The sequence below is a fragment of the Aquisalinus flavus genome (assembly GCF_014640095.1).
Classification (GTDB): Bacteria; Pseudomonadota; Alphaproteobacteria; order Caulobacterales; family Parvularculaceae; genus Aquisalinus; species Aquisalinus flavus.
In genome coordinates this window covers 2628790-2651748 of sequence record NZ_BMGH01000001.1, presented here as the reverse complement: position 1 = coordinate 2651748, position 22959 = coordinate 2628790, and the positions used below count along the sequence as shown (strand labels likewise).

At 63.1% G+C, this 22959-nt stretch carries 22 protein-coding genes; 10 read left to right on the top strand and 12 right to left on the bottom strand.

Annotated features, from left to right (window positions below):
* The first annotated feature begins 255 nt into the window (after positions 1 to 255).
* The 6 genes from ffh (at position 256) to rplS (ending at position 4283) form a co-directional block, all read left to right on the top strand.
* On the top strand, positions 256 to 1791 hold the full coding sequence (gene ffh / locus IEV88_RS12065; protein WP_188158206.1) for a signal recognition particle protein: 1536 nt from the start codon (positions 256 to 258) through the stop codon (positions 1789 to 1791).
* A gap of 14 nt (positions 1792 to 1805) precedes the next feature.
* Entirely contained in the window at positions 1806 to 2030 is a 225-nt protein-coding gene (locus IEV88_RS12060) for a DUF768 domain-containing protein (RefSeq protein ID WP_188158207.1), read from the top strand.
* Between the two features lie 28 nt (positions 2031 to 2058).
* On the top strand, positions 2059 to 2502 hold the full coding sequence (gene rpsP, locus IEV88_RS15325) for a 30S ribosomal protein S16 (RefSeq protein WP_188158208.1): 444 nt from the start codon (positions 2059 to 2061) through the stop codon (positions 2500 to 2502).
* Positions 2503 to 2641: 139 nt separating this feature from the next.
* Entirely contained in the window at positions 2642 to 3187 is a 546-nt protein-coding gene (rimM, locus tag IEV88_RS12050; protein ID WP_206711180.1) for a ribosome maturation factor RimM, read from the top strand.
* Complete coding sequence (trmD, locus tag IEV88_RS12045) at positions 3184 to 3915, top strand: tRNA (guanosine(37)-N1)-methyltransferase TrmD (RefSeq protein ID WP_188158209.1); 732 nt, start codon at positions 3184 to 3186, stop codon at positions 3913 to 3915. The genes rimM and trmD overlap by 4 nt, the downstream gene beginning before the upstream one ends.
* Positions 3912 to 4283: a 50S ribosomal protein L19 gene (gene rplS, locus IEV88_RS12040; RefSeq protein WP_188158210.1), complete on the top strand. Its 372-nt coding sequence runs from the start codon at positions 3912 to 3914 to the stop codon at positions 4281 to 4283. The genes trmD and rplS overlap by 4 nt, the downstream gene beginning before the upstream one ends.
* Positions 4284 to 4341: 58 nt before the next feature.
* On the opposite strand, the gene IEV88_RS12035 is transcribed toward rplS, so the two are convergent.
* The gene (locus tag IEV88_RS12035) at positions 4342 to 4890 is read right to left on the bottom strand and encodes a TetR/AcrR family transcriptional regulator (protein WP_188158211.1); all 549 of its coding nucleotides are present in this window, start codon (positions 4888 to 4890) and stop codon (positions 4342 to 4344) included.
* 131 nt (positions 4891 to 5021) lie between these two features.
* On the opposite strand from IEV88_RS12035, the gene IEV88_RS12030 reads away from it, so the two are divergent.
* Entirely contained in the window at positions 5022 to 5630 is a 609-nt protein-coding gene (locus tag IEV88_RS12030) for an SRPBCC family protein (RefSeq protein ID WP_188158212.1), read from the top strand.
* 16 nt (positions 5631 to 5646) lie between these two features.
* On the opposite strand, the gene IEV88_RS12025 is transcribed toward IEV88_RS12030, so the two are convergent.
* The 6 genes from IEV88_RS12025 to IEV88_RS12000 form a co-directional block, all read right to left on the bottom strand.
* Positions 5647 to 6834 (bottom strand): alkaline phosphatase D family protein, encoded by a 1188-nt coding sequence (locus IEV88_RS12025; protein ID WP_188158213.1) that lies wholly within the window; start codon positions 6832 to 6834, stop codon positions 5647 to 5649.
* Between the two features lie 109 nt (positions 6835 to 6943).
* The gene (locus IEV88_RS12020) at positions 6944 to 8377 is read right to left on the bottom strand and encodes a M28 family peptidase (protein WP_206711181.1); all 1434 of its coding nucleotides are present in this window, start codon (positions 8375 to 8377) and stop codon (positions 6944 to 6946) included.
* Positions 8378 to 8445: 68 nt separating this feature from the next.
* On the bottom strand, positions 8446 to 9390 hold the full coding sequence (locus IEV88_RS12015) for a fatty acid desaturase family protein (RefSeq protein ID WP_188158214.1): 945 nt from the start codon (positions 9388 to 9390) through the stop codon (positions 8446 to 8448).
* A 16-nt stretch (positions 9391 to 9406) separates the two neighbouring features.
* Positions 9407 to 9964, bottom strand: a complete 558-nt coding sequence (locus tag IEV88_RS12010) for a GNAT family N-acetyltransferase (RefSeq protein ID WP_188158215.1) — start codon at positions 9962 to 9964, stop codon at positions 9407 to 9409.
* Between the two features lie 69 nt (positions 9965 to 10033).
* Entirely contained in the window at positions 10034 to 11263 is a 1230-nt protein-coding gene (locus IEV88_RS12005; RefSeq protein ID WP_188158216.1) for a glycosyltransferase, read from the bottom strand.
* Positions 11263 to 12591 carry a nucleotide sugar dehydrogenase gene (locus IEV88_RS12000; protein ID WP_188158217.1) on the bottom strand — a complete coding sequence of 443 codons (1329 nt, stop codon included), beginning with the start codon at positions 12589 to 12591 and terminating at the stop codon, positions 11263 to 11265. Before IEV88_RS12000 ends, IEV88_RS12005 begins: the two co-directional genes overlap by 1 nt.
* A gap of 210 nt (positions 12592 to 12801) precedes the next feature.
* On the opposite strand from IEV88_RS12000, the gene IEV88_RS11995 reads away from it, so the two are divergent.
* A complete protein-coding gene (locus IEV88_RS11995; protein WP_188158218.1) occupies positions 12802 to 13554 on the top strand; it encodes a helix-turn-helix transcriptional regulator in 753 nt (250 codons plus the stop codon).
* Between the two features lie 600 nt (positions 13555 to 14154).
* On the opposite strand, the gene IEV88_RS11990 is transcribed toward IEV88_RS11995, so the two are convergent.
* From IEV88_RS11990 to IEV88_RS11975, 4 genes are all read right to left on the bottom strand, one after another.
* On the bottom strand, positions 14155 to 14787 hold the full coding sequence (locus IEV88_RS11990) for a peroxiredoxin family protein (RefSeq protein WP_188158219.1): 633 nt from the start codon (positions 14785 to 14787) through the stop codon (positions 14155 to 14157).
* A gap of 114 nt (positions 14788 to 14901) precedes the next feature.
* Entirely contained in the window at positions 14902 to 15936 is a 1035-nt protein-coding gene (locus IEV88_RS11985; RefSeq protein WP_188158220.1) for an isoaspartyl peptidase/L-asparaginase family protein, read from the bottom strand.
* Positions 15887 to 16639: a hypothetical protein gene (locus IEV88_RS11980; protein ID WP_188158221.1), complete on the bottom strand. Its 753-nt coding sequence runs from the start codon at positions 16637 to 16639 to the stop codon at positions 15887 to 15889. Before IEV88_RS11980 ends, IEV88_RS11985 begins: the two co-directional genes overlap by 50 nt.
* Positions 16640 to 16873: 234 nt before the next feature.
* Positions 16874 to 18334, bottom strand: coding sequence for an alanine/glycine:cation symporter family protein (locus IEV88_RS11975; RefSeq protein WP_188158222.1), 1461 nt, complete (start codon positions 18332 to 18334; stop codon positions 16874 to 16876).
* 294 nt (positions 18335 to 18628) lie between these two features.
* Between IEV88_RS11975 and putA the strand changes: the two genes are divergently transcribed.
* Both putA and IEV88_RS11965 read left to right on the top strand, forming a co-directional pair.
* Positions 18629 to 21754, top strand: a complete 3126-nt coding sequence (gene putA / locus IEV88_RS11970) for a bifunctional proline dehydrogenase/L-glutamate gamma-semialdehyde dehydrogenase PutA (RefSeq protein ID WP_188158223.1) — start codon at positions 18629 to 18631, stop codon at positions 21752 to 21754.
* Between the two features lie 54 nt (positions 21755 to 21808).
* Positions 21809 to 22510 (top strand): class I SAM-dependent methyltransferase, encoded by a 702-nt coding sequence (locus IEV88_RS11965; protein ID WP_188158224.1) that lies wholly within the window; start codon positions 21809 to 21811, stop codon positions 22508 to 22510.
* On the opposite strand, the gene IEV88_RS11960 is transcribed toward IEV88_RS11965, so the two are convergent.
* Complete coding sequence (locus tag IEV88_RS11960; protein ID WP_188158225.1) at positions 22505 to 22951, bottom strand: methyltransferase family protein; 447 nt, start codon at positions 22949 to 22951, stop codon at positions 22505 to 22507. The two genes, IEV88_RS11965 and IEV88_RS11960, sit on opposite strands and share 6 nt — an antisense overlap.
* Between the last annotated feature and the right edge of the window lie 8 nt (positions 22952 to 22959).

Below are 22959 nucleotides of genomic sequence, written 5' to 3'. Positions count from 1 at the left end.
TTCGCCAACGGGCCCGTCTTGCTTGACCTTGCGGGCTTCAGCCTGTAAGGCTCGCATCGCTTTTACGGAAATTCCATGAGATTTCCGCGTCTGCCGGCACGACCCCTCTGACTTTGCGCGATCGCGCACCTACATGGAGGACGGGGCCGGGGATGTCCCTCCGTCGGCGTAATGCGCTCACGGGGGCTTTTGGTGCATGGTTTCCCGCCGCGGCGGGCCCGGGCGCCCGGGCGCAGTAATCTTGAGAGGATCGATATGTTTGAAACCCTGAGCGACAGGCTATCCGGCGTCTTTGACAAGCTGCGTGGCCGCGGCTCCCTGAGCGAGGCTGATGTCAGCGAGGCGATGCGCGAGGTGCGTGTCGCCCTGCTCGAGGCTGACGTCGCCCTGCCGGTGGCGCGCGAGTTCATCGCCAAGGTCAAGGAGCGCGCCATCGGCCAGGATGTGCTGCGCTCGGTCACGCCGGGACAGCAGGTCATCAAGATCGTCCACGACGCCCTCGTCGACATGCTCGGCGGGGCCGAAGACGAGCACGCGCTCGATCTCAATGTCGCGCCGCCGGCTGCCATCCTCATGATCGGTCTGCAGGGCTCGGGCAAGACGACATCGACCGCCAAGATCGCCCTGCGCCTTCAGAAGAAGGAGAAGAAAAAGGTCCTCATGGCCTCGCTCGACACGCGCCGCCCGGCCGCGCAGGAGCAACTGAAAATTCTCGGCGAACAGGCGCAGGTCAAGACCCTCCCGATCATCGCCGGCCAGCAGCCGGTCGACATTGCCAGGCGCGCGATGGAAGCGGCCCGTCTCGGCGGTTACGATGTCGTCATGCTCGACACGGCCGGCCGCCTGTCGATCGACGAGCAGCTGATGGCCGAGATCGCCGAGGTCCACAGGATCGCCAACCCGGCGGAAACGCTGCTGGTCGTCGACTCCCTGACCGGCCAGGACGCGGTTCAGACGGCGGAGAAGTTCAAGGCGCGCGTGCCGGTCTCCGGTGTCGTCATGACACGGATCGATGGCGATGGCCGCGGCGGTGCCGCCCTGTCCATGCGGGCTGTCACCGGTGCGCCGATCAAGCTGATCGGTATCGGTGAGAAGCTCGATGCGCTCGATGTGTTCGATCCCCGGCGCATGGCCGGCCGCATTCTTGGCATGGGCGACATCGTCTCCCTGGTCGAAAAGGCATCCGAAGAGGTCGACCAGGAAAAAGCCGAGGCGATGGCGAAGAAACTGTCCAAGGGGCAGTTCGATCTCGATGATCTCGCCGACCAGTTCAGGCAGATGCGTCGCATGGGCGGCATGGGCGCGATCATGGGCATGATGCCCGGCATGGGCAAGATGAAGAAACAGCTCGACGCCGCTGGCGGTTTCGAGGGCAAGGAAATCGCCCGTCAGGAGGCGATCATCAGCTCCATGACGAAAAAGGAACGCAAGAACCCGAAAGTGCTCAATGCGTCCCGCAAGAAGCGTATCGCCGCCGGTTCCGGCACCAGCGTGCAGGAGATCAACCGCCTGCTGAAAGCCTATCAGGGCATGTCCACCATGATGAAGAAGATGGGCAAGAAGGGCGGCATGAAAGGCCTCGCCGGCATGATGGGTGGTGGCGGCATGCCCGGCATGGCTGGCGGCGGCATGGGCGGTGGCAAGATGCCTCCCGGCTTTGGCGGGGCTATGGGCGGCGGCCTGCCCGGCCTTGGCGGTGGCCCCGGTGGAATGGGCGGTGGCAAGATGCCGTCCGAAGACGAATTGTCGAAACTCGGCCTGCCGGGCCTTCCCGGTTCCAAGAAGAAATAGTCGGAGACCTGACCATGAGCGAACGCGCATCCAATTTTCTCGCCGACTGGATCGGCAAGCATGTCCATCAAGTGCCCGAAGGCGAGCGCGAGCAGAAAGCCGAACAGCTGACCGAGCAATGTCTCGAGGATGCCCGGGCGCAGGGCATCCATGCAGACGAGCTTAACAACGCGACCCAGACCGGGTTGCACCATTACATCCTCGCCGAGCTTGGCGGGATCGAACTACCACCTCACTAGCTTCAGACCGTTTGAAAGGAAAAAGATCATGGCACTGAAAATGAGACTGTCCCGCGGGGGCTCCAAGAAGCGTCCGTATTACCACATCGTCGTTGCCGACGCCCGCGCGCCGCGCGATGGCCGGTTCATCGAGCGTATCGGCTCCTATAACCCGCTGCTCGGCAAGGATGACGAGAAGCGCGTACAGCTCGACACCGAGAAAGCCGGCGAGTGGCTGAAAAAAGGCGCCCAGCCGACCGAGCGCGTTGCCCGCTTCCTTGGCACTGCCGGGCTCGTCAAATGGGAACATGGCGACAACCCCAACAAGGCGAAACCTGGCAAGAAAGCCCAGGAGCGCATTGCCGAGAAGGAAGCCGCTGCCGAAGCTGCCCGCGAAGCGGAAGAAGCTGCCAAGGCCGCTGCCGCAGAAGCCGCTGCTGCCCCTGCTGAAGAAGCACCGGCAGAAGACGCCACTGAAGAAAAGGCCGAATAGGTTTTTGCAACGCCCTCGTCCTTCGAGGGCCAGCAAGCTGGCCTCCTCAGGATGAGGGCTTTGATCCTGGTATCAATGCCTGCATCAGTATCCTCATCCCGAGGTGCTGCACCGCAGCCTCGAAGGACGAGGATACTGAGTGTCCGACACGCCGAAAATGATCTGTATCGGTACTTTCGCTGGCGCCCACGGCGTGCGCGGCGAGGCGAAGCTGCGTTCCTTTACCGAGGTGCCGGCCGATGCAGCCGGCTATGGTCCGGTCTCTACGGAAGACGGCCGCAGCTTCACGCTGAAACTGGTGCGGGAAGCAAAGCCCGGCCTGCTGATCGTCCGCTCGCCCGAGATCGCAACCCGAGAGGAGGCTCAAGGCTTGGCCGGCACGAAGCTTTTCGTGCCGCGCGACCGCCTGCCGCCGCCCGATGATGAGGAATTCTACTACGAGGATCTTGTCGGCCTCGCCGCAATCACGCCGGACGGTGCCCCGTTCGGCACGGTCAAGGCGGTGGTCAATTACGGCGCCGGCGACCTGCTGGAACTGACCGGTGTGCCGGGCGAAAAGGGTGTGCTGCTGATCCCGTTCACGAAAGACGCGGTGCCCGAAATCGATTTTGACACTGGCAAGGTCACCATCGACCCGCCGGTCTATGAAGAGGTCGAAAGTGAAGACGACGAGACCGCCCCATGAACTGGCACGCCACAATCCTGACCCTGTTTCCCGAAGCCTTTCCCGGCATGCTCGATGTCTCGATCATCGGCCGGGCGCGGGCAGAGGGGCTGTGGTCACTCGACACGGTCCAGATCCGCGATCATGCCCATAACAAGCACCGCAATGTCGATGATACGCCTGCTGGTGGCGGGCCGGGCATGGTCATGCGCGCGGATGTGCTCGCAGCTGCTGCCGACAGCGTCGACCGTGCCGGACGACCGTTTATATACCTCTCGCCGCGCGGCAAATCGCTGAAGCAGGCGCGCGTACGCGAACTGGCGACGGGGCCGGGCGTCATCCTGCTATGCGGCCGGTTCGAGGGCGTCGACCAGCGCTTTCTCGACGCGCGGGACGTGGAGGAGGTCTCCATCGGCGATTTCGTGCTGGCCGGAGGCGAGGTCGCCGCGCAAACGCTGATAGAGGCTTGCGTCCGGCTCATTCCCGGTGTATTGGGCGCGTCTCAATCGAGCGAGGAAGAGAGTTTCGAGAGCGGCCTGCTGGAATATCCCCAGTATACCAGGCCCCGGGACTTTGAGGGCCGGGAAATCCCGCCCGTGCTTCTGTCGGGAGATCATGAGGCTGTTGCCGGCTGGCGCCGGAAGCAGGCATTGGACATAACGCGCGCGCGACGACCCGACTTGCTGCCTGAAAACAGGAATGAAGCGGGGTCCAATCCGGCACCAGACAAGAAAGAAGACGACCAATGAATATCATCGAACAGCTCGAAAAAGAGCACATGGCAGAATTGAACAAGACGGTACCGGAATTCGGTGCCGGCGATACGCTGCGCGTGAACGTGAAAGTGCGCGAAGGCGACCGCGTCCGCCTGCAGGCCTATGAAGGCGTCTGCATCGCCCGTGGCGGTTCCGGCCTGAACGAGAGCTTTACCGTTCGCAAGATTTCCTTCGGCGAAGGTGTCGAGCGCGTCTTCCCGATCTACTCCCCGCTGGTCGATTCCATCGACGTCGTGCGCCGCGGCAAGGTCCGCCGGGCCAAGCTGTACTATCTGCGTGGTCGTCGCGGCAAATCCGCCCGCATCACCGAAAAGGTCGATCGCCGTGGCAAGAACGCCTGAGCGACCCTCACGGAATTCACGGAAAAAAGCGGCCCCGGAGGCCGCTTTTTTTATGGCCTCATACTGTCTTCATCAGCTTTTTGAGGAACTGGCGAAACGGAATGCGGCTGTTGCGGACCCGGCACAGGACGAGGGCGCCCTGCAGGAGGGTGATGTTCTTTTCCGCGCGCTTTTGCGCCCAGAGATCCGGATTTCCCTGTTCGATGTAAAAGGCCGCGAAGGCATCGATGAGTTCCTCGACCAGACGCGACGTGGTTTCGCCATACAACCGTCCCGCCTCGCCGAAGGTGAACAACTCGATCATGCAGGGCCGCATGCCGCCATCGTAAAACTCTTCCAGCGCGTCGGCGACCTGTTGCATCCGGTCGTGGGGCGGGCCCGGCGTTCGCAAGGGCAGGACGAGATGATAGCAGACCCAGTACACGACGTTGTGAAGGGCGGTCTCGCCAATCTGCTGCTTTCCGCGCGGGTACTGACGATACAAGCTGGTGCGGCTGAGCCCGGTCGCCTCGGACAGCTGGCGGATGCTGACGCCGTCATAACCGTGATGGCGGAACACGGCTTCAAGACTATTCCTGATCTCGTCAGGCGATTTGGGATCGGCCATACTGGGTCCTCGCTACTGATACGCACTTAATGCGCTTTGCGAATTCCCGCAATAGGGGTATACGGCACATCGCTTTTGGCTTGCGCATCGGCCCGGGTTCAGATCAGCATGAGCAAAAAGGAAGATGATCGATGGAATTCCTCCTGCTGACCCTGCTGGTGCTCGTCGTCCTGGTTCTCGGCGTCTACGCGCTCGGCTTTTTCCTGCCCGATCATGTCGCCATGCGCCGCGACATCACCATCAATGCGCCGCGCGAAACCGTCTTCGCCCTGATTGGCGACTTCAACCGCTGGCCGGTCTGGTCGCCCTGGACCGAGCGCGACCCGGAAGCGAAATACACGATTGAGGGGGCCGGTGTCGGCCACCTCATGGCATGGACCAGCGAGGTCAGGAGCGTCGGCAATGGCTCCCAGCGCATCACCGCCTTTGACCCGCCGCGCGGCATCGAAAGCGACCTGAATTTCGGGGCCATGGGCGGCGCCCATGCGGTCTTCCAGCTGGAGGAAAAGGGCCCGTCCTCGACCCATGTGACATGGGCGTTCGAGTCGAGCATGCGCCGCGGCGTGCCGGTGCTGATGCAGCCCGTCGCGACCTATATGGGCTTCATGATGGAGAAATTCCTCGGCCCCGACTACGAAAAGGGTCTGGCAGGCCTGAAACGCGCGGCCGAGGAAGAGGCAGGCGACGCCCCCGCCCCGGCGCAGTTCACGCCGCGCCAGACAAGTGGTTCTGCTAAATGACCGAGTATAAGATAACTCAGTATACGGGCCGCAGGTCTGACAGGCTCACATCCTCGCGGGTAATGATCGCGCCATCGGCACCGCGCAGTTCCAGCGACAGAGCCTCAAACTCCCAGTCGATGTCGATAATGCCGAAATTGGCGTCATAGACCATGCCACCCAGCCGGTTCGGCCCCGGCTCGACATAGGTCTCGCCGCTTTCCTCCCGCCAGATCGAGGCGGGCAGGTTGAGCGAGGAGGAGGTAACCTCGTAGAGCGGATAGGTCAGGGCGAGGTCCTTGCGATAGATCGCACCGGCATGGCGGTCGCCGGACAACAGAACGACATTCTCCGCCCCCGCTGCATTGATCATGTTGTACAGCCGCTCGCGCTCCGAAGGCAGCATCTTCCACGCTTCCCAGCCGTGGCCGTCAGCGATCACCTGAATCGAGGAAACGATCACCCGCAGATCGGCGGTTTTGCGCAATTCACCGCTCAGCCAGCGCCACTGTTCCGCGCCCAGCATCGTCTTGGCTGCGGTCGGGTCAGGCACATAGCGCTCCTTGCCCGGGGCGCCGCGCTCATCGGATGGCGTGAAGGCCGACCGGAAAAACCGGGTGTCGAGCAGGATGACCTGCACGCGGCGGCCGTGTTCCTCGCCCAGCATCCAGCTCTGATAGATGCCAGGCCGCTGGCGGCGCTCGTCCGTTGCCGGAATGTCCCAGACATCCTCAAACAGGGCTTCCGCCTGTTGCTTGTGCACATAATCCGCGCCGCCGTCATTGACGCCATAATCGTGATCGTCCCAGACCGCCAGCACCGGCGTCGATTGCCGCAACGCCTCGAACGGCTTGCTCTTGCCCAAATCGGCATAGGATTGGCGCAGCTTCGGCAGGTCCGGATCGTTGAAGCCGGGCTCGTCGGGCTTGGCATCGCCATAGACATTATCGCCCATGAACAGGAAGACGTCCGGCTGCGTCGCGGCGATTTCCGTCCAGATCGACTGGTCCTCGCTCTCGTCAGCGCAGGAGCCGAAGGCGATCCGCGTCACCGTCGCACTGGTATCGAGCGGCGCGGAGGAGAGAACCGGGACGGCGACGGGTTCAGACGGGCCGGCCAGACCGCCGGCCGGATTGAGCGTCAGGTCCGGGTCCTGGCCGGTGCTGGCGCAGGCAGCGAGCGCCGACAGGCACGCGGCGGCCAACAGTCGTTTCAGCGTCTTCATCTTCATACCCCTCAAATTTAACCCGTCATCCCGCGCGCGCTTGCCGCCGGAAGGGTCATGGCGCCATCCATAGCCCGGCGGCGTGACCCTTATATGACTGGGCTTGTCCCTACTGGCTCGCTTCCCCAGTCACTGGCAGTGTCACCGGATCGCGGAAATCGCCGTCCATATTCGCCGCCATCCAGACAAAACCGGCATAGGCGGCGACATTCTGGGCGATGTTGTCCGGGTCGATCTTGTCGAGCGTGTCGTCATGGGTGTGGTGCAGGTCAAAATAATCCCACCCGTTCTGCTTCAGCGTCACCACCGGCACGCCCGCGCCGCGAAGCCCGATCATGTCCGGTCCGCCGGTGGCCTCATTGTTGCCGGGCCCGATCCCCAGCGGCGCGAGCACGCGCTGGAATTCCTTGGCGCGGTCGAGCTTCGTTTCGCCAAATCGGGTCTGGAACTGATAGATCTGGCCGGCGCCGAAATCCGACTCCGCCCCGACGATATGCTTGTCGAGATCGGCGGCATATTTCTCGGCGTAATAGATGCCGCCATAAAGGCCGATTTCCTCGGCCCCGAAGGCGACGATGCGGATCGTGCGCTCCGGCGTCAGGCCGGACTCGAGAATGATCTTCGCCGCGCCCATGGTGATGCCGATGCCGGCGCCATCATCGACCGCGCCGGTGCCGAGATCCCATGAATCGAGATGCCCGCCGATGACGACGATCTCGTCCGTACGGCCGGGGATCTCGCCGATCACATTGCCCGAGGGGCGCGTGCCCGGCGACACTGTGTCGAGCCGTACACGCACGGTCACCGGCTCGCCGCGGGTCAGCGCCCGCTGCAGCTGGTCGGCGTCAGGGGCGGACAGGGCAGCGATCGGTACCTTGCGGTCGACATCGCCATAGCGCATCTGGCCGGTATGGGGGAAGCGGTGGCTGTCAGTGCCGACCGAGCGGATCAGCGCCGCGACAGCGCCGCGCTTGCCCGCCTCGACCGCCGCGCCGGAGCGCTTGGCGACGGCTACGCCATAGCCCGAGCCGTCCTGTGTCCGGGTCATGTATTCGTCGACGAAGACGATCTTGCCCTCAAAGCCCGTCATCGGCGCATCCTGCAGATCGGCGAGCGTCTCGAAGCGCACGATCTCGCCGGTAACGCCTTCCACAGGCGTCGCGACCGACCCGCCAAGCGCGGTCAGTTCAAGGGTCTGCGGATAGGGCGAAACGATCGCCGCCTCCTCGATGCCGCGCTCCCAATAGGGCACGTCGAAAGGCTCGATACGGACATTCGCCAGCCCCAGCGCCGTCATCTTGGCGACTGCCCAGTCGCGGGCGCGGGCTTCTGCTTCGGAGCCGGCGAGCCGCGCGCCGATCTCGGTCGTCAGGCTCTCCACGATTTCATAGCCGATGGTGGAGTCGAGCCCCGCATCCATCAGCCTCTCCGCCTGCTCGATAGTGTCTTCGTCAAGGGCAGGGTCCTGCGCCATCGCTTCCCAAACGGAAAGCGGCGCAGCAAGCATAATCGCGGCGGCAACGGCCGTGGCGGCAAATTTCATCAACTATCTCCTGTTCGCTCCGGCGACTATACCGCCGGATATTGCGCCCCGTCAAAGAACGAAAGACGTCACTTGGCTTGCGGTGTGGCCGTCGCCATGCGCAGGACTTCGGCATAGGAGCGGGCCAGGGGGATGCGGTCGCCATAGCCCTTGTCCTGCATCATCGCGTGTGCCCTCGGCAAGCGATAGCAGGGCAGGTGCATGAAGGCGTGGTGCTCTGAATGGTAATGCACCCAATAGGGCGCGATCAGCAGCCGCTCCCACCAGGCCGGCAGGGTGGTGCGGGCATGGCCGAGGGGGTCGCCGGTCGTCTCGACACAGGCATGCTCGGCAATGTTGCGGATGCGGGTCACGAACGGAAACCACGTCGCCATGGCAACGAGCCAAAGCGCATAGGCCCACCACAGGCCGCTGACGATGGCGATGGCCAGCAAGACGCCATTGGTGATCAGGAAATCCGTGACCCCCTTGCGCCCGGACAGGACTTCGGCCTGCTTCTCCGCCGCGCTGTCGCCTTTCAACTGCACGAACAGCCCGAGGATGCGCTGGCGGAAGAAGGTCTGGCCGGTCAGGTCACGGATGAACTTGCGCCGCAGGGAGGCCTTGGTCACCGGGAACGGCGCCGACAGGATCAGGTCCGGGTCCTCATCGCTCTGCACATATCTGTGGTGGGCGAGGTGATAGGCGCGATAGCCGGGCAGCGCCGCGCCGACCGGCGCCGCGCTCAGCCAGTGGCCGAGAAAGTCGTTGACCGTGCGGTTCGGATGCAGCGCGCCATGGGCCGCCTCATGCATCAATATGGCAAGGCCGAGCTGGCGCGCGCCGATCAGCATGATCGCGAGGGTGACGGTCACCGGATTGGGCCAGATCGCGACCAGCGCGATCGCCGCGGCGATGATGCCCCAGGCATGAACCACCAGCAGCGGCCCGCGCCAGGGCTGGCGGCGGGACAGCCCGGCCCATTCTTCCGCTGTAAAGATGTCGGTCGGGCGCAGACGATTTGCAGCTGTCATGCCGCCACTATACCAATTATCGGGCGGCCCTGCCATCGCCCCATGCAGCGCGGCTGATCTCCCAGATCTCGGTCTTGTAGCCGAAAACCTCGAAAATTTCCTGCGTATTGGTCATGCGGAGGCGTTCGGCGACCTTCTGCGACGGGCGGTTGGCCGGGTCGATCACGCTGATGAATTTCGTTAGCCCGGGCTGTGTCTCGAACAGCCAGTCGGCGCTCGCTGCAGCGGCCTCGACCGCATAGCCCTTGCCTTGCGCCGCCGCGACCAGCGTCCAGCCGATCTCCAGATGCGGCCAGCCGACCGGAAAATGCGGCCCGATCCGCCCCATGAACGCGCGCGTCGCCTTCTCCTCGACGACGAAAAAGCCATAGCCATGCAGCGCCCAGTGCCCCGCGAGCCCGGCAAATTGCCGCCACGCCATATCCGGCCGGACCGTGCCGCCGATGAACCGGCAGACATCCTCATCGGCCATCATCTGCGTATAGGCGGGCAGGTCGCGCATCTCCCAGCCGCGCAGGATCAGCCGCTCCGTCTCGATGATCGGGGTCGGATGATAGAGGGTCTTGTCGGTCATGGCGCTGTCCTCCTTGCGCCGATGCCATAGCACCGGGAAAGGCAGGCGACCAGCAGCCTTGGCTCGTTTTTAGCGTGCCTTGAGAGTGTCGAGACAGATGCGCTCAAAGACTTCCGCAACGCTCTTCTGGCTGGCGTTCGCTTCGACGAAAGCCCGCGCCGCGCCGGACAGGGCCCGGCGGGTGTCGGCCTCGGCCAGCAGGCGCAGGGTCGCGGCGGCGAAGGCCTCTGGCGTGTCCGCCGAAAAAAAATGCTCACCGGGTGTCAGCGGGAGGCCCTCGACGCCAAGCGTGGTGGAGACGACGGGCATCCCCATTGCCATCGCCTCATAGGCCTTGATCCGTGTCCCCCCGCCGACGCGCAGCGGGATGACATAGGCAGAGCCCCCCGCCGCATGGGGGCGGATATCGTCGACGAACCCGGTAAAGGTCCAGTTGGCGCAGGCCTTCCCGGCGGCATCGATAAGGTGCTGCGGCGGATTCTTGCCGATCACCTTGAGGCTGGTCTGCGGCCGTGCCGCCGCGATCAGCGGCCAAACGTCGTGCAGGAACCAGGTGAGCCCATCCTGATTGGCGCGCCAGTCCATCGAGCCGGTGAAAATCAGCGGCCCGGTTTCGTTTGCGGGCGGCGTATAGGCAAAGAAGTCAAGATCGACGCCTGTCGGGATCGCTGCAGTGGTGGCGGCGCCGAACGTTTCCTTCAGCGTCATGGCATCGCGCCCGGAGACGCCGATTACCGTGTCGAAGCGCGAACAGGCGGTGCGCTCGAACCGCGCCATCTTGGCATGTTCCACCCGCCAGACCAGCGACATGGGGAAGGCGGCGGTCTTCGCATGGCGGGCGAAGATCTCGGTCTCGACATTGTGGGTGAACAAAACCGTCCGTACCCCGCTCTTTGTCATGAAAGTGTCCGACGGCATCAGTGCGGCAGAGTGAGTAAAGTCGAACACGGCGACAGCGGGCCGGGCCTTCAGCGCGGTCTCCACAGCCTGCCGGCTCTCGTGCAGCGCGTCCGACCAGACGGAGACGGGCAGGGGCGAGAGCAGCCCGGCAAGCCGGTGCAGCCGGTCGCGCGGAGCAATGCGCCACGTTGTGTAGTCGTCACAGATCGCGGCGATCTCGTCGCTCCAGCGCGTCTCCTCGTCCGGGGTCGCCGGCGAGATCAGGTGGATGCGGAACGCGCCGCCTTTCATGTTGAGCAGAATATTCGTCGTACGGATCTTGCCACCGGCATCGAGCGGAAACAGGAACTGCGGCGAGATGAACAGCAGTGTCGGCCGCGTGTCGTCCTGCGCCGCCATCACCAGCACACGCCTTCATAATCGATGTCGCCGCGTTCGCGCAGGGCCGCGATATTGGCGAGGTCGACCACGGTCTTGCCCGCCGCATGCTCGCCGATCAGGGCGAGATGCTCCGCAGAGGCATGGCCGATGATCAGGATATCGTTCTGGGCAAGCGTCGTCTCCAGGTCGCGGTTCAGCAGCGCCTCGAAATGCGGGATTTCCTGCTCGATGAAGGCCTTGTTCTTGCCGAGCAGCCGGCTGGTCTTGACCCACGGGTCGATGATCGACAGATCGAACCCCTTGCCGATCAATTTCTCCGCCAGCGCCACATAGGGGCTTTCGCGCAGATCGTCCGTGCCCGGCTTGAACGACAGGCCGAACAGCGCCGCCTTGCGCGGCTTGCCCTCGGCGATGCGCGCCATGATCATGCCCAGCACGGTGTCGATATGGGCGCGGTTGGAGCCCATCACGGCGGAGAGCACCGGCAGGTCGGTGCGGCTCGCCGACGCCATCGACAGGATCGCCCGGATATCCTTGGGCAGGCACGACCCGCCAAAGGCAAAGCCGGGACGCAGATAGGCGCCCGACGCATTCAGCACCGTGTCCTGAACGAAAATGCGCATCGCCTCGGTCGCGTCGATGCCGGAGGATTTCAGCAGCCGGCCCGCCTCGTTGGCAAAGGAAATCTTCAGGGCGTGAAAGGCGTTGGACAGTATCTTGATCGATTCCGCGACACCCGGATCGGTGCGGATCAGCGGCGCGTCGATACCGTCATAGAGCCGCGCCGCGATGTCTGCGCCCTCATCGGTCATCGAGCCGAGAATGGTGAAGGGCGGTTCGCGGAAGTCGCGTACGGACGATCCCTCGCGCAGGAATTCCGGGTTGAAGACCAGATGCAGCCCGTCGCCGATCCGTCGGCCTGCGGCTGCTTCCAGCACCGGGGCGAGGGTGCCGGCGCAATAGCCGGGCGTGACGGTGGAGCGCACGACCACCGTATGCGCCTTGCCGCTCTCGCGCACCGTCTCGCCGATCATGCGGGTCACGGCTTCGACGGCGTCCATCATCGGGCTGCCATCGGCGGCGGTCGGTGTGCCGACGGAGATGATCGAGAGTTCGGTGTCGCGCACCGCGGCATTCTGGTCGGCCGTTGCGGAAAACCGGCCCTGCGAAACGACGCGCTCGGTCAGTTCGCCGATCAGCGCTTCATAGATCGGCGCTTCGCCGGCATTGATACGCGCGACTTTTTCCGGGTTGAGGTCGACGCCGGTCACCTGGTGGCCGAGATCGGCAAGGCACGCGCCCGACACCGCGCCGACATAGCCGAGGCCGAAAATGGACAGTTTCATCGGGCGCATCCCATGGTTAAGACAGGTTCTCTTGCCTTATAGCGCGCCCCGCTTAACGGGCGGTTAGTCGCGGGCCTTGGGCACTTCGCAGATCATGCTGCGGAAATCCTTCATATCGAGCGCTTTTCGATGCTACACTGCAACCGGAAGGAAGAGCCGGACTGGTATTGCAGGGGGTTGCGTGCCGGGCCGGGAGTGAAAGCGACCAACATGGTCCTACCTGATGACACGAGCGAGTTTTCGGGTCCGCTTGAGCGGTATCTCGATGCTCTCGGCGGCGTTGACGACGCCTCCGAGCTCATGGGCCTGTTTGAAGACCTTCATCAGGTCTATGGCTTTGCCAGCTGCGTCTATGCGATCCTGCGCAAGGAAATGCAGGCCATGGAGTTCGACAAGGCTCTCATCTTTCACAATTTCCCGCCGGAATGGCTGCAACAATACTCCCAGCAAAATTATTTCGATATCGATCCGATCGTCAACCAGAGCCCGTTACAGTCCAAACCCTTCTACTGGAGCGAGATCGGCAAGCTGACGACCCTGACCGAGGAGCAAAAGACCTATATCCGCGATTTTTCGAGGTACGGATACAAGGAAGGGCTGGCCGTGCCCGTCTTCAACGCCAAGGGGACGATCGCCTATTTCGGGCTCGGCGCGACCCTGGAGAATTTCCGGCTGACCGAGGGCAAGGTGCTCGAAATCCAGGTCGCCTGCCAGCAGACCCACCTGAAATATCTCGAGATCGGCGGCGCGCTGCAGCCGGAATTCATTGTTCTCTCGCCGCGCGAGAAGCAGGTCCTGTACTGGATCGCCCAGGGCAAGAGCAATTCGGTTATCGCCGGCATCCTCGAGATTTCGGACCATACCGTGGACACGTTGGTCCGGCGCTGTTTCGCGAAACTCGGCGTCACAAACCGGGTCAGCGCCGCCCTCCGGGGCGTGGGTGCCGGGCTGATCAAGACCTGACGCACCGTTTGCGCTCTGCTCGGCTGGCGGCTATCTGAATTCGATTAATGGAATGAGCTGTCCCGTAACTCCGGGACATTGCAAATGTCATCATCTTGCATTATGTGACCGGTAACAGCGCGGCGGAGCACTCTCCTCCTCCTTCCCTCGTTTCCGCCTTGCTGGTTGCATTTCTCGTTCAGATATCTCTCTCTCCCCCCTTTCTGGCACGGGAAATGCCAGGGGCCGCGGCGCAACCGCCCGCGGCCCCTACTTTTTGAGAGTGTGGCAATTGTAAGATTTTGCAGAACGATTTTTTGCTGCCACAGGACTTGCGAACAAGTCTGAATACAAAAAGAAAATCTAGAATGTCCCCCATGTGCGTGACATGTAACCGACCGGTCGAGCACCTAACTGATAGATTGTACTCGATGATCGTGTCTCCCTCGGACACCGAGATTCCGTCCTCGTTCACTTTCTCTCTCCCCCCCCCTGAACGAGCAACGGACGGGGCCGCAGGCAACTGCGGCCCCACTTTTTTTGTGGCTTGCGCTTCTGGGGAGTCCCACAATCTCAACACCCGCTGTTGCGCGCCTTCGCCCCGCCCTGATGCAGGCTGCTCTACTCGCTGACAGCCTTGGCCGCCGCTTCCAGGACGATGTCGATCGCCGGGCGGTCCTGATAGCTTTTCGCGTTGGTCAGGTACTCTTCCTCATAAAGCCTCGCCGCAACCGTGCCGTCGGCATCCAGGATGAAGATGGCCGGGAACGGGATCCCATGGCCGAACTCGCCGGGCTTGTGATTCGTGTTCAACAGGCCGAAGGCCGTGATGATCTCGGACTGCGGATCGGAGATGAAGCTGCCCGCAATATCCCGCTGGGCAGCGAAAGCGGTCTGCTTTTCTGCGGTGTCATAGCTGAGATAGACCGGCTCCAGCCCGAGCGCGGTGAAATCGTCATAGGCAGCGGAGGCTTCGATCACCTGCGCCTTGCAATAGGGGCACCAGTCGACCGAGCGCACGAAAAACAGCACCATGCCGTTCTCGCCTGTCAGCGCGTCGAACCCAGGGGCATCGCCGAGCGCCAGGTCATGCGGAATGGTCTCGCCGATGGCCGGGCCGAGGCCCGTACCGCTCGTCATCTCCGGCGTGTCCTGCTGGGCGAGCGTGGCGGTGAAGGGGGTAGTCGCAACGGCGATCGCGAGGCAAAGAATGAAGGTGACCGGTTTTGCCACAAGGGAAAGAATGGACGACATGGCCTTGGCTCCTGTTGTTGATGGAGCCACGGTACAGCGTCCGGTAATCCTGTCCTCTCACAACCGTGTCAGCCGGTCCGCGAGCCGGGGCGCTTGTCCGGTCCCGGCAACCCGTCAGTCGGCCGTGCGCGTTTCCATCTCGTCGAAAACCCCGACAGAATAAAGAATTTCCGGCGTTGCATAGGCGCGATACATGCCCTGGGTACTATGAGGATAGGTAACGGCGCCGTCAGCGCCGATGGCAACGATGCCGCCCGTGCCATCGCCTTCCGCCCCTGCTGACGCCATCTCCTCGATCGAGGCAGCGACCGCGTCCTCGAGGTTCATCGCACCATATTCCATGCGCGCGGCGGCTGAGCGGGTCGCGGTGAAGCGGATGAAATACTCGCCATGGCCAGTGGCCGAAGCGGCGAGAACGCCATTGCGGGCATAGGTGCCGGCGCCGATGACGGGAGAATCGCCGACCCGGCCGGGGATCTTGGCATCATAGCCGCCGGTCGACGTGCCTGCGGCGAGATTGCCGCACCGGTCGAGAACGGCGGCGCCGACGGTGCCGTGTTCATCCGGCTCGTCTGTCTGCCGATTGTTCCTGAAATATCCCGGCTCGACGGTCTCGGCGCCGCGCTCGGTCACGGCAGTCTCGCCGCGATCGCCGACCATCATCACGTGCCGGGTCTCGTCCATGACCAGCCTTGCCGCGCGGATCGGGTTCCTGATCAGTCGCATCGAGGCAACGGCACCGGCGTCCATGGTCGCCCCGTCCATGATCGACGCATCGGTCTCGACAAAGCCGCCGGCATTGTTGATCGCCGCCTTGCCGGCATTGAACAGGCCCGAATCCTCCATCGCCACGATCGCCTTCTCGACGGTGTCGAGGGCGCTGGCCCCGGCGGCAAGGTCGGCGCGCAGCTCTGGCAGCATAACCTTGAACAGGGCGAGGCGTTCTTCACTCTCGCTGCCATAACGGGCCGTGCCGCCATGAACGATGACGCCGTAAATCCCGCTGTCGGCGCAAGGCTGCGCATCCTGTGCTGACGCAACACTTGTCAAACTACTGATGGAAAGAAGGGTGGCGGCGATGCTGGCGGTCAGGCCGGACTTAATCCCGGGACGCGATGGCGCGGGCTGGCAGCGGGACAGATCTGTCATTGGAATCGGACGCTCTTTCGGTGGCTTGATCCTCGAGAGTGTCGTCGCGATAGGCGCCCTCGTCAACGGCGACGGGCGGCAGGTATACAACCTCATCAACCGGGCGGGGCGTCGGCGATACATAGATATCGAATTCTTCAATGGCCCTGTCTGCGGCCCTGTCTGCGGCTTGCTTCTTGCCGATGCGGCGCTCGTCGCGCGCAAGCGTATTGCTGGCGGTCACCGTCGCATCGGACGGTTTCGTGGACGGCACCGGCGTTTCGCAGGTATTCCGGTGGATATAGCCGTGCAGATAGGCCCGGCGGATCTGGCCACGGAAAAAGGCTGCGGCGACCTTCTTCTCGTGCTTCGACGCGCCGGAAACATATTTGATGACACTCTCGAAGGGAATGAAATCGCTGATCGTCGACTCGATCGCATCCGAGGCATCGAGGCTGATCATGCCATATTCCTCGGCTTCCATGGTCGCCTCGTCGATGCCGAGCAGCTTGTTCAGAGTGTCGTATTCGACCTTGGCGATGAGACAGGATGTCGGTTCGGTATAGGTTTCATCAGGTCCCGGAAGATGATCGGGAATGTCTTCCTTCTTGATATTGAGGATATAGAGGGGGGACTGGAACGACTTCGTGATGCTGTCACGGTCCATTTCTACGTCGATCCGGTCCGGATCGAAGCGACTCGTCACCTCATCGTCCGTTTTCATGGACGCACAGCCTGCGCTCAGCAGGATAATCGAAGCCAGAAGCCCAATGCGTAGCATATCTACCCGTTGCCTCACCATTGCGTGATATCACACGCCAGAACCCTGCGAAAAGCAAGTTAAAGCGTATGATATCTTGGTAACCTCAACCGGGCGTATTTAGTTCACTCTTGCGACCTCTATTCTTCAAATCGCAACAAATATAACTAAAAGTACCTCTTTGTTGCGGTCGGCGCATCATTTCAATGGCTTGCCCGGGGCGTCCTTGTTGTTGGCAATGGTCAGCACTGTGCCGGACAGCAACAGGATGGCGAGCAGGTTCGGGAAAGCCATCGACGCGTTGGCGATATCGCCGAGACGCCAGAGGCTGTCGACGTCGGTTATGATCGTCCCGAGGAAGACGACGACCACCCACACAAACCGGACTGGCATTGCCGCTTTCTCGCCGAACAGGTAGGTAATCGCCGTTTCGGCATAATAGGACCAGCCCAGTATTGTGGTGAAGGCGAACAGGAAGAGCGCGACGGTGACGAAATAATTGCCGAACGGGATCGCCTGCGCATAGGCGGCCGTGGTCTTGGCGGAGGCATCGAGCTCCGTCGACATCCAGACGAATTCGACGACACCCTCGGCACTCGGATAGGCCCCTGGCACCACGAGCAGGACGAGGGCCGTCATGGTGCAGATGATGATCGTGTCGATGAAGACGCCGATCATCGCGATCTCACCCTGCATTGCAGGGCCCGAGGTCATCGCGGTGGAGTGAGCGATCGGCGCGGAGCCCTGGCCGGCCTCGTTGGAGAACAGACCGCGGGCGACGCCATACCGGATCGCCTGCAGCACGCCGTAACCGGCGGCGCCACCGGCCGCCTGCTCGAGGCCGAAGGCGTGGGAGAAGATGAGCCCGAATGCCGCCGGGATCTGCGGCGCGTTCATGATCAGGACGACCAGCGCCAGAAGCACATAAGCGCCGGCCATGAACGGCACGACCTTGCCGGCGATCGAGCCGATCGACTTGATGCCGCCGATGATAACGCTGAAGACGAGGACGGACAGGATGATGCCGATCAGCCATGCCGGTATGTCGATCGACATCTGGCGTCCGGTTTCCAACGCCGACTGGGCGATCGAGTTGGACTGGATCATCCCGCCGGTCGCAAGCGCCGACAGGAGCGTGCCGAAGACGAACAGGACGGCAAGCCAGCCGAACGCACCCTTGGCGCCGCCCTTGCCCTTGTTCAGGCCGTGCTTGATGTAATACATCGGTCCGCCGCGCAGGCGGCCACCGGGGTCACTTTCGCGATATTTCACCGCGAGCGAGGATTCGGCGAAGGCGCAGGCCATGCCCAGCAGGGCGGTGACCCACATCCAGAAGATGGCACCCGGACCGCCAAAGGTGATCGCCGTCGCGACCCCTGCCAGGTTACCGGTACCGACCTGTCCGGACAGGGCGGTTGAGAGTGCCTGCCAGGGCGTGATGGCGCCGTCTACGCCCTGGGCCTTGCGGCCCGCCCAGACTTCCCCCAAAGCCGGTAAGAAACGCGTGATCGGGCGCCCCTTGAGGACGATCATGAACCAGGCGCCGGTTCCAAGCAGCATGACCGCAAGCATGCCGACCGGCAGGATCTGGGCACCGTTCCACGTGCCGCCCCAGATGAAGCCGCTCACATTGTCTACGCCATCAAAAAAACCCTGCATTTTGCCTCACCCTCATGCTTTCGGTCCGAAATAAGCCGCCGACTGTAAGCACAGCCAGTCGGCCTGTCCAGTTGAGTTGGCGCAACACTGAGCAATATTCTGCTACTCCGTTGCAGCTTGCGCATTGGCCTGCGTCGCACGGGAGGGGGAAGTGGCCAATTACGGTCAATCGGCCCCGGCTTTGCTTGCATTGCCTCGCCCGTTTCGGCAATCGGGATAGATCAATTGAGGAACAAGGGGAGACCCCGACACGTTGGTGCGGGTTCTGTCGACACGATCTGATGAAGGATATTCATGGCCAGAGACTCCGCTTACCCGCCGTTTGAAGCCGATTACGCACCCGATGATCGCGAGCTGATCCTGAAAATGCTGGATGAAAACCGGCACGATCCGGATATGGCCAAGCGCATCCGCGACCGGGCGACCCGCTTCATCGACGGGATGAAGAACACCAAGCACACGACCGGGCTTGAGGAGTTCATGCAGGAATATTCCCTGTCGACCAAGGAAGGCCTGGCGCTGATGGTGCTGGCCGAGGCGCTGCTGCGCGTGCCCGACGCCAAGACCCAGGACCGGCTGATCGAGGAAAAGCTCTCCGCCGGCGACTGGGACGATGAGGACGAGGAAGAGGACGACCACGATGACAGCTGGCTGTTGATGGCGGCCAGCTGGGGTATCGGCATGTCGGCCAATATCGTGCGCCCGCGCGAAAAGCCGGGCGCTGTGCTGCATGGCATGGTCAAGCGTCTCGGCGTGCCGGTGATCCGCCAGGGCACGCGCCAGGCGATGCATTATCTCGGCCGTCACTTCGTGCTCGGACAAACCATCAAGGAAGCGCTGAAACGGGCCGAGAAACAACGCCGCGAGGGCTTCTGGTTCTCCTTCGACATGCTGGGCGAGGGCGCCCGCACCCAGAAGGACGCCGAGCGCTATCTTGAATCCTATTCCAATGCGCTCGACGCCATCGGTGAGCAGTCGAAGAGCTTCGATTCCGAGCTTCCCTCCCGCCCCGGCCTGTCGGTCAAGCTGTCGGCACTGCATCCGCGCTATGAGGCGCGCAATCGCGATGAGGTGATGCGCGACCTGGTGCCCAAGGTGATCGAGCTCGCCAAGCGGGCCAAGGAGTATCAGCTCAACCTGACCATCGACGCCGAGGAGGCCGACCGGCTCGAACTGTCCCTCGATGTGTTCCGCGCCGTCGCCGAAGATCCGGGCTTCGATGACTGGATGGGCCTCGGCCTCGCCGTGCAGGCCTATCAGAAGCGTGCGCCGGAGGTTGTCGACTGGGTCGCCGGCCTGGCGAAAGCCCTCGACCGCAAATTCATGGTCCGCCTCGTCAAGGGCGCCTATTGGGATACCGAGATCAAGCGTGCCCAGGAGCGCGGCCTCGAAGATTTCCCCGTCTTCACCCGCAAGGCCGCGACCGACCTTTGCTATCTCGACTGCGCCCGGCGCCTGCTCGATGCGCGGCCGCACATCTTCCCGCAATTCGCGACCCATAACGCCGTCACCCTCGCCGCGATCTTCGAGATCGCCGGCGACAAGAAGGGCTACGAGTTCCAGCGCCTCCATGGCATGGGCGAGTCCCTTTATGATCTGGAGATCAAGCTGGAAGGCGTCCCCGCCCGCATCTATGCCCCGGTCGGGGGGTATAAGGACCTTCTCGCCTATCTCGTCCGGCGGATGCTGGAAAACACGGCGAACTCCTCCTTCGTGTCGCAGATCGCCGACCCGCACATCACGCGCGAGGCGCTGCTCGTCTCGCCGCAGGAGCATGTCGCGGCGACCATTGCGGGTGCCGGCGATGGCCGCCACCCGCTGATCCGCCGCCCGCTCAATCTGTACTCCGACCGCCAGAATTCCGCCGGCATGGAGTTCGGCCACAAGCCGGTGCTTGACCATGTCGCAAAGGTCACGGCGGATTTCACCCCGCCGAGCCAGCCCATTGCCGCGATCATCAACGGCAGGCAGGAGCGCGGCGACGACAAGACCGCGCCGCTCGTCAACCCGACAACCGGCGAGGAATTCGGCAGCATGCTGATCTCGTCGCCCGAGACGGTCGACAAGGCGGTCAAGGCCGCCCGCGCCGCGTTCCAGACCTGGGGGCGGACCGAGGCCGAGGATCGTGCGCTCTATCTCAACCGCTATGCCGATATCCTTGAGCAGAACATGGACCGCTTCTTCTCGCTCTGTGCGGTCGAGGCGGGAAAGACCATCGACGACGCCGTCGCCGAGGTTCGCGAGGCGGCCGATTTCTGTCGCTACTACGCTCTGCAGGCGGAAAAACAGATGGGCGGGCGCATTGAGCTGGAAGGCCCGACCGGCCAGCGCGATGGCTGGCAGCTGGAGCCGCGCGGCATCTTCGCCTGTATCTCGCCGTGGAATTTCCCGCTGGCGATCTTCGTCGGCCAGGTCACCGCGGCGCTCGCTGCCGGCAATACCGTCGTCGCCAAGCCAGCGGAACAAACCCCATACATCGCCCATGTCGCGGTGGAGCTGATGAAACAGGCCGGCTTCCCCGATGGGGTCTGCAACCTCGTCCTCGGCGAGGGCGAGACCGGCAAGGCGCTGGTCGAGCATGAAGACATCAACGGCGTCTGCTTCACCGGCTCGACGGCCACTGCGCGTGCCATCAACCGCGCGCTCGCCGCCAAGGACGGGCCGATCATCCCGCTGATCGCCGAGACCGGCGGCATCAACGCCCTCGTCGTCGATTCCACCGCCCTGCCGGAACAGGTCGCCGACGATGTCGTCACCTCCGCTTTCCAGTCATCCGGGCAAAGATGTTCCGCCCTGCGCATTCTCTACCTGCAGGACGATGTCGCCGACGGCATGCTGGAGATGATCATCGGTGCTGCCGAGGCGCGCCGCTTCGGCGATCCGGCCGACCCGAAGACCGATATCGGCCCGGTGATCGACCAGGAGGCGCTGGACAATCTGCAGGCCCATGCCGAGAAGATGGAAAAACAGGGCAGGCTGGTCTGGAAGGGCAAGACGCCGGCGGGCCTGAACGGCACCTTCATGGCGCCGCATATCTTCGAGCTCGACGCCCTTGACGGGCTCAAGACCGAGGCCTTCGGCCCGATCCTGCATGTGGTGCGCTGGAAGAACGACCAGCTCGACAAGGTGCTCGATGCGGTCAACGCCACCGGCTACGGCCTGACCTTCGGCATCCATTCGCGCATTGACGGCATTGCCGACTATGTGCTGCCGCGCGTGAAGGCGGGCAACATCTATGTCAACCGTAACATCATCGGCGCGATCGTCGGTGTACAGCCTTTCGGGGGCGCCGGCCTTTCCGGCACCGGGCCAAAGGCCGGCGGGCCGAACTATCTCCAGCGCTTCTGCGAGGAAAAGGCGGTCTCCGTCAATACGGCAGCCGCCGGCGGCAACGCGTCGCTCATTGCGCTGGCGAACTAGACCGCGCCGTCAAAACCCCTTGCCCGTTCCATTGTTTGTGATAATATCACATCCATGGAACGGGACGAGATAGTTGATATATTCGATGGCGAGAGGGCGGCATCCTACGATGCCCAGCTCGCCAATGTGGAAGCCATGCACGAGGCCCTGATCCTCGGCATCCGGGTCGTGCTGGCGCAATTGCCTGATGATGCACGCATTCTCTGCGTCGGGGCGGGCACGGGCACGGAGATCGTCGCCCTCGCGCGCCACTTCCCGGGATGGCACTTCACGGCGCTCGACCCCGCCGGGGCCATGCTGGATGTCTGCCGCGACAAGATTGCAAAAGCCGGTCTGTCGGCTCGCTGCCAGTTTCATCACGGCTTTCTCGAAACTCTGCCGCAAACCGCGCCTTATCATGCCGCAACCTGTCTGCTCGTCTCCCATTTCTTTGTCGATCGCCCTGCGCGGCGGGATTTCCTGTCCGGCATTCGCGACCGTCTCGGGCCGGGCGGGGTGCTGGTCACCTCCGACCTGAGCGCCGACGCAAGCGCTCCCGGCTATGATCCCCTCATGGACGCCTGGATCCGCTTCATGCAGCTCTCGGGCAAGGGGCCTGACCGCGAAACCTATCAGCAAAATATCGGCAAGGCCGTTGGCCTTCTGCCCGCGCGCGACATCGAGGATCTGCTCATCGAGGCAGGCATGGAAATGCCGTTCGAGTTCTTTCGCATGCTGATGATCGCCGGCTTTATCTCTTGCCGGCCGGGCTTATAGCCACCGCCGCGTGCGCTTCAGATAGGCGGCGTATTCAGCGCCGAACTTCTTTGCCAGCACCCGCTCTTCCGGCGCGATCTGGATGATTGTCATCACCACGACGAAGCCGATGATTGTCAGCGCCCCGAGCGGATTACCCAGCAGGGTGACCCAGCCGGTCAGCACCAGCGCCAGGCCGAGATACATCGGGTTTCGGCTATAGCGATAGACGCCGTCCGTGACGATGGCGCTCGCCCGTTCCAGCGCGACCGGGTTGACCGTCGTCCTGTGGCGGCGGAACTGGACGATGCCCGCCACGGCGACCCCGATCCCGGCCAGCGCCAGAACGGCGGCGGTCACATCCTGCCCGCCCCAGTCCCAAGCCAGGCCGGGAAACAGCCGCGCGAGCCCCCAGGCGATGACGGCCCAGAACAGGAGTTGCAGGACAGGGGGTATGTGCATTGTTCAGT

Coding starts and splice junctions, on each gene's coding strand:
- rpsP (WP_188158208.1), top strand. CDS start 2,059: ATGGCACTGAAAATGAGACTGTCCCGCGGGGGCTCCAAGAAGCGTCCG.
- ffh (WP_188158206.1), top strand. CDS start 256: ATGTTTGAAACCCTGAGCGACAGGCTATCCGGCGTCTTTGACAAGCTG.
- IEV88_RS12000 (WP_188158217.1), bottom strand. CDS start 12,591: ATGAAACTGTCCATTTTCGGCCTCGGCTATGTCGGCGCGGTGTCGGGC.
- IEV88_RS11965 (WP_188158224.1), top strand. CDS start 21,809: ATGGAACGGGACGAGATAGTTGATATATTCGATGGCGAGAGGGCGGCA.
- trmD (WP_188158209.1), top strand. CDS start 3,184: ATGAACTGGCACGCCACAATCCTGACCCTGTTTCCCGAAGCCTTTCCC.
- IEV88_RS12025 (WP_188158213.1), bottom strand. CDS start 6,834: ATGAAGACGCTGAAACGACTGTTGGCCGCCGCGTGCCTGTCGGCGCTC.
- IEV88_RS12005 (WP_188158216.1), bottom strand. CDS start 11,263: ATGGCGGCGCAGGACGACACGCGGCCGACACTGCTGTTCATCTCGCCG.
- putA (WP_188158223.1), top strand. CDS start 18,629: ATGGCCAGAGACTCCGCTTACCCGCCGTTTGAAGCCGATTACGCACCC.
- IEV88_RS12060 (WP_188158207.1), top strand. CDS start 1,806: ATGAGCGAACGCGCATCCAATTTTCTCGCCGACTGGATCGGCAAGCAT.
- IEV88_RS11975 (WP_188158222.1), bottom strand. CDS start 18,334: ATGCAGGGTTTTTTTGATGGCGTAGACAATGTGAGCGGCTTCATCTGG.
- IEV88_RS11985 (WP_188158220.1), bottom strand. CDS start 15,936: ATGACAGATCTGTCCCGCTGCCAGCCCGCGCCATCGCGTCCCGGGATT.
- IEV88_RS12035 (WP_188158211.1), bottom strand. CDS start 4,890: ATGGCCGATCCCAAATCGCCTGACGAGATCAGGAATAGTCTTGAAGCC.
- IEV88_RS12020 (WP_206711181.1), bottom strand. CDS start 8,377: ATGAAATTTGCCGCCACGGCCGTTGCCGCCGCGATTATGCTTGCTGCG.
- IEV88_RS11960 (WP_188158225.1), bottom strand. CDS start 22,951: ATGCACATACCCCCTGTCCTGCAACTCCTGTTCTGGGCCGTCATCGCC.
- rplS (WP_188158210.1), top strand. CDS start 3,912: ATGAATATCATCGAACAGCTCGAAAAAGAGCACATGGCAGAATTGAAC.
- IEV88_RS12015 (WP_188158214.1), bottom strand. CDS start 9,390: ATGACAGCTGCAAATCGTCTGCGCCCGACCGACATCTTTACAGCGGAA.
- IEV88_RS12030 (WP_188158212.1), top strand. CDS start 5,022: ATGGAATTCCTCCTGCTGACCCTGCTGGTGCTCGTCGTCCTGGTTCTC.
- IEV88_RS11980 (WP_188158221.1), bottom strand. CDS start 16,639: ATGAAAACGGACGATGAGGTGACGAGTCGCTTCGATCCGGACCGGATC.
- IEV88_RS12010 (WP_188158215.1), bottom strand. CDS start 9,964: ATGACCGACAAGACCCTCTATCATCCGACCCCGATCATCGAGACGGAG.
- IEV88_RS11990 (WP_188158219.1), bottom strand. CDS start 14,787: ATGTCGTCCATTCTTTCCCTTGTGGCAAAACCGGTCACCTTCATTCTT.
- IEV88_RS11995 (WP_188158218.1), top strand. CDS start 12,802: ATGGTCCTACCTGATGACACGAGCGAGTTTTCGGGTCCGCTTGAGCGG.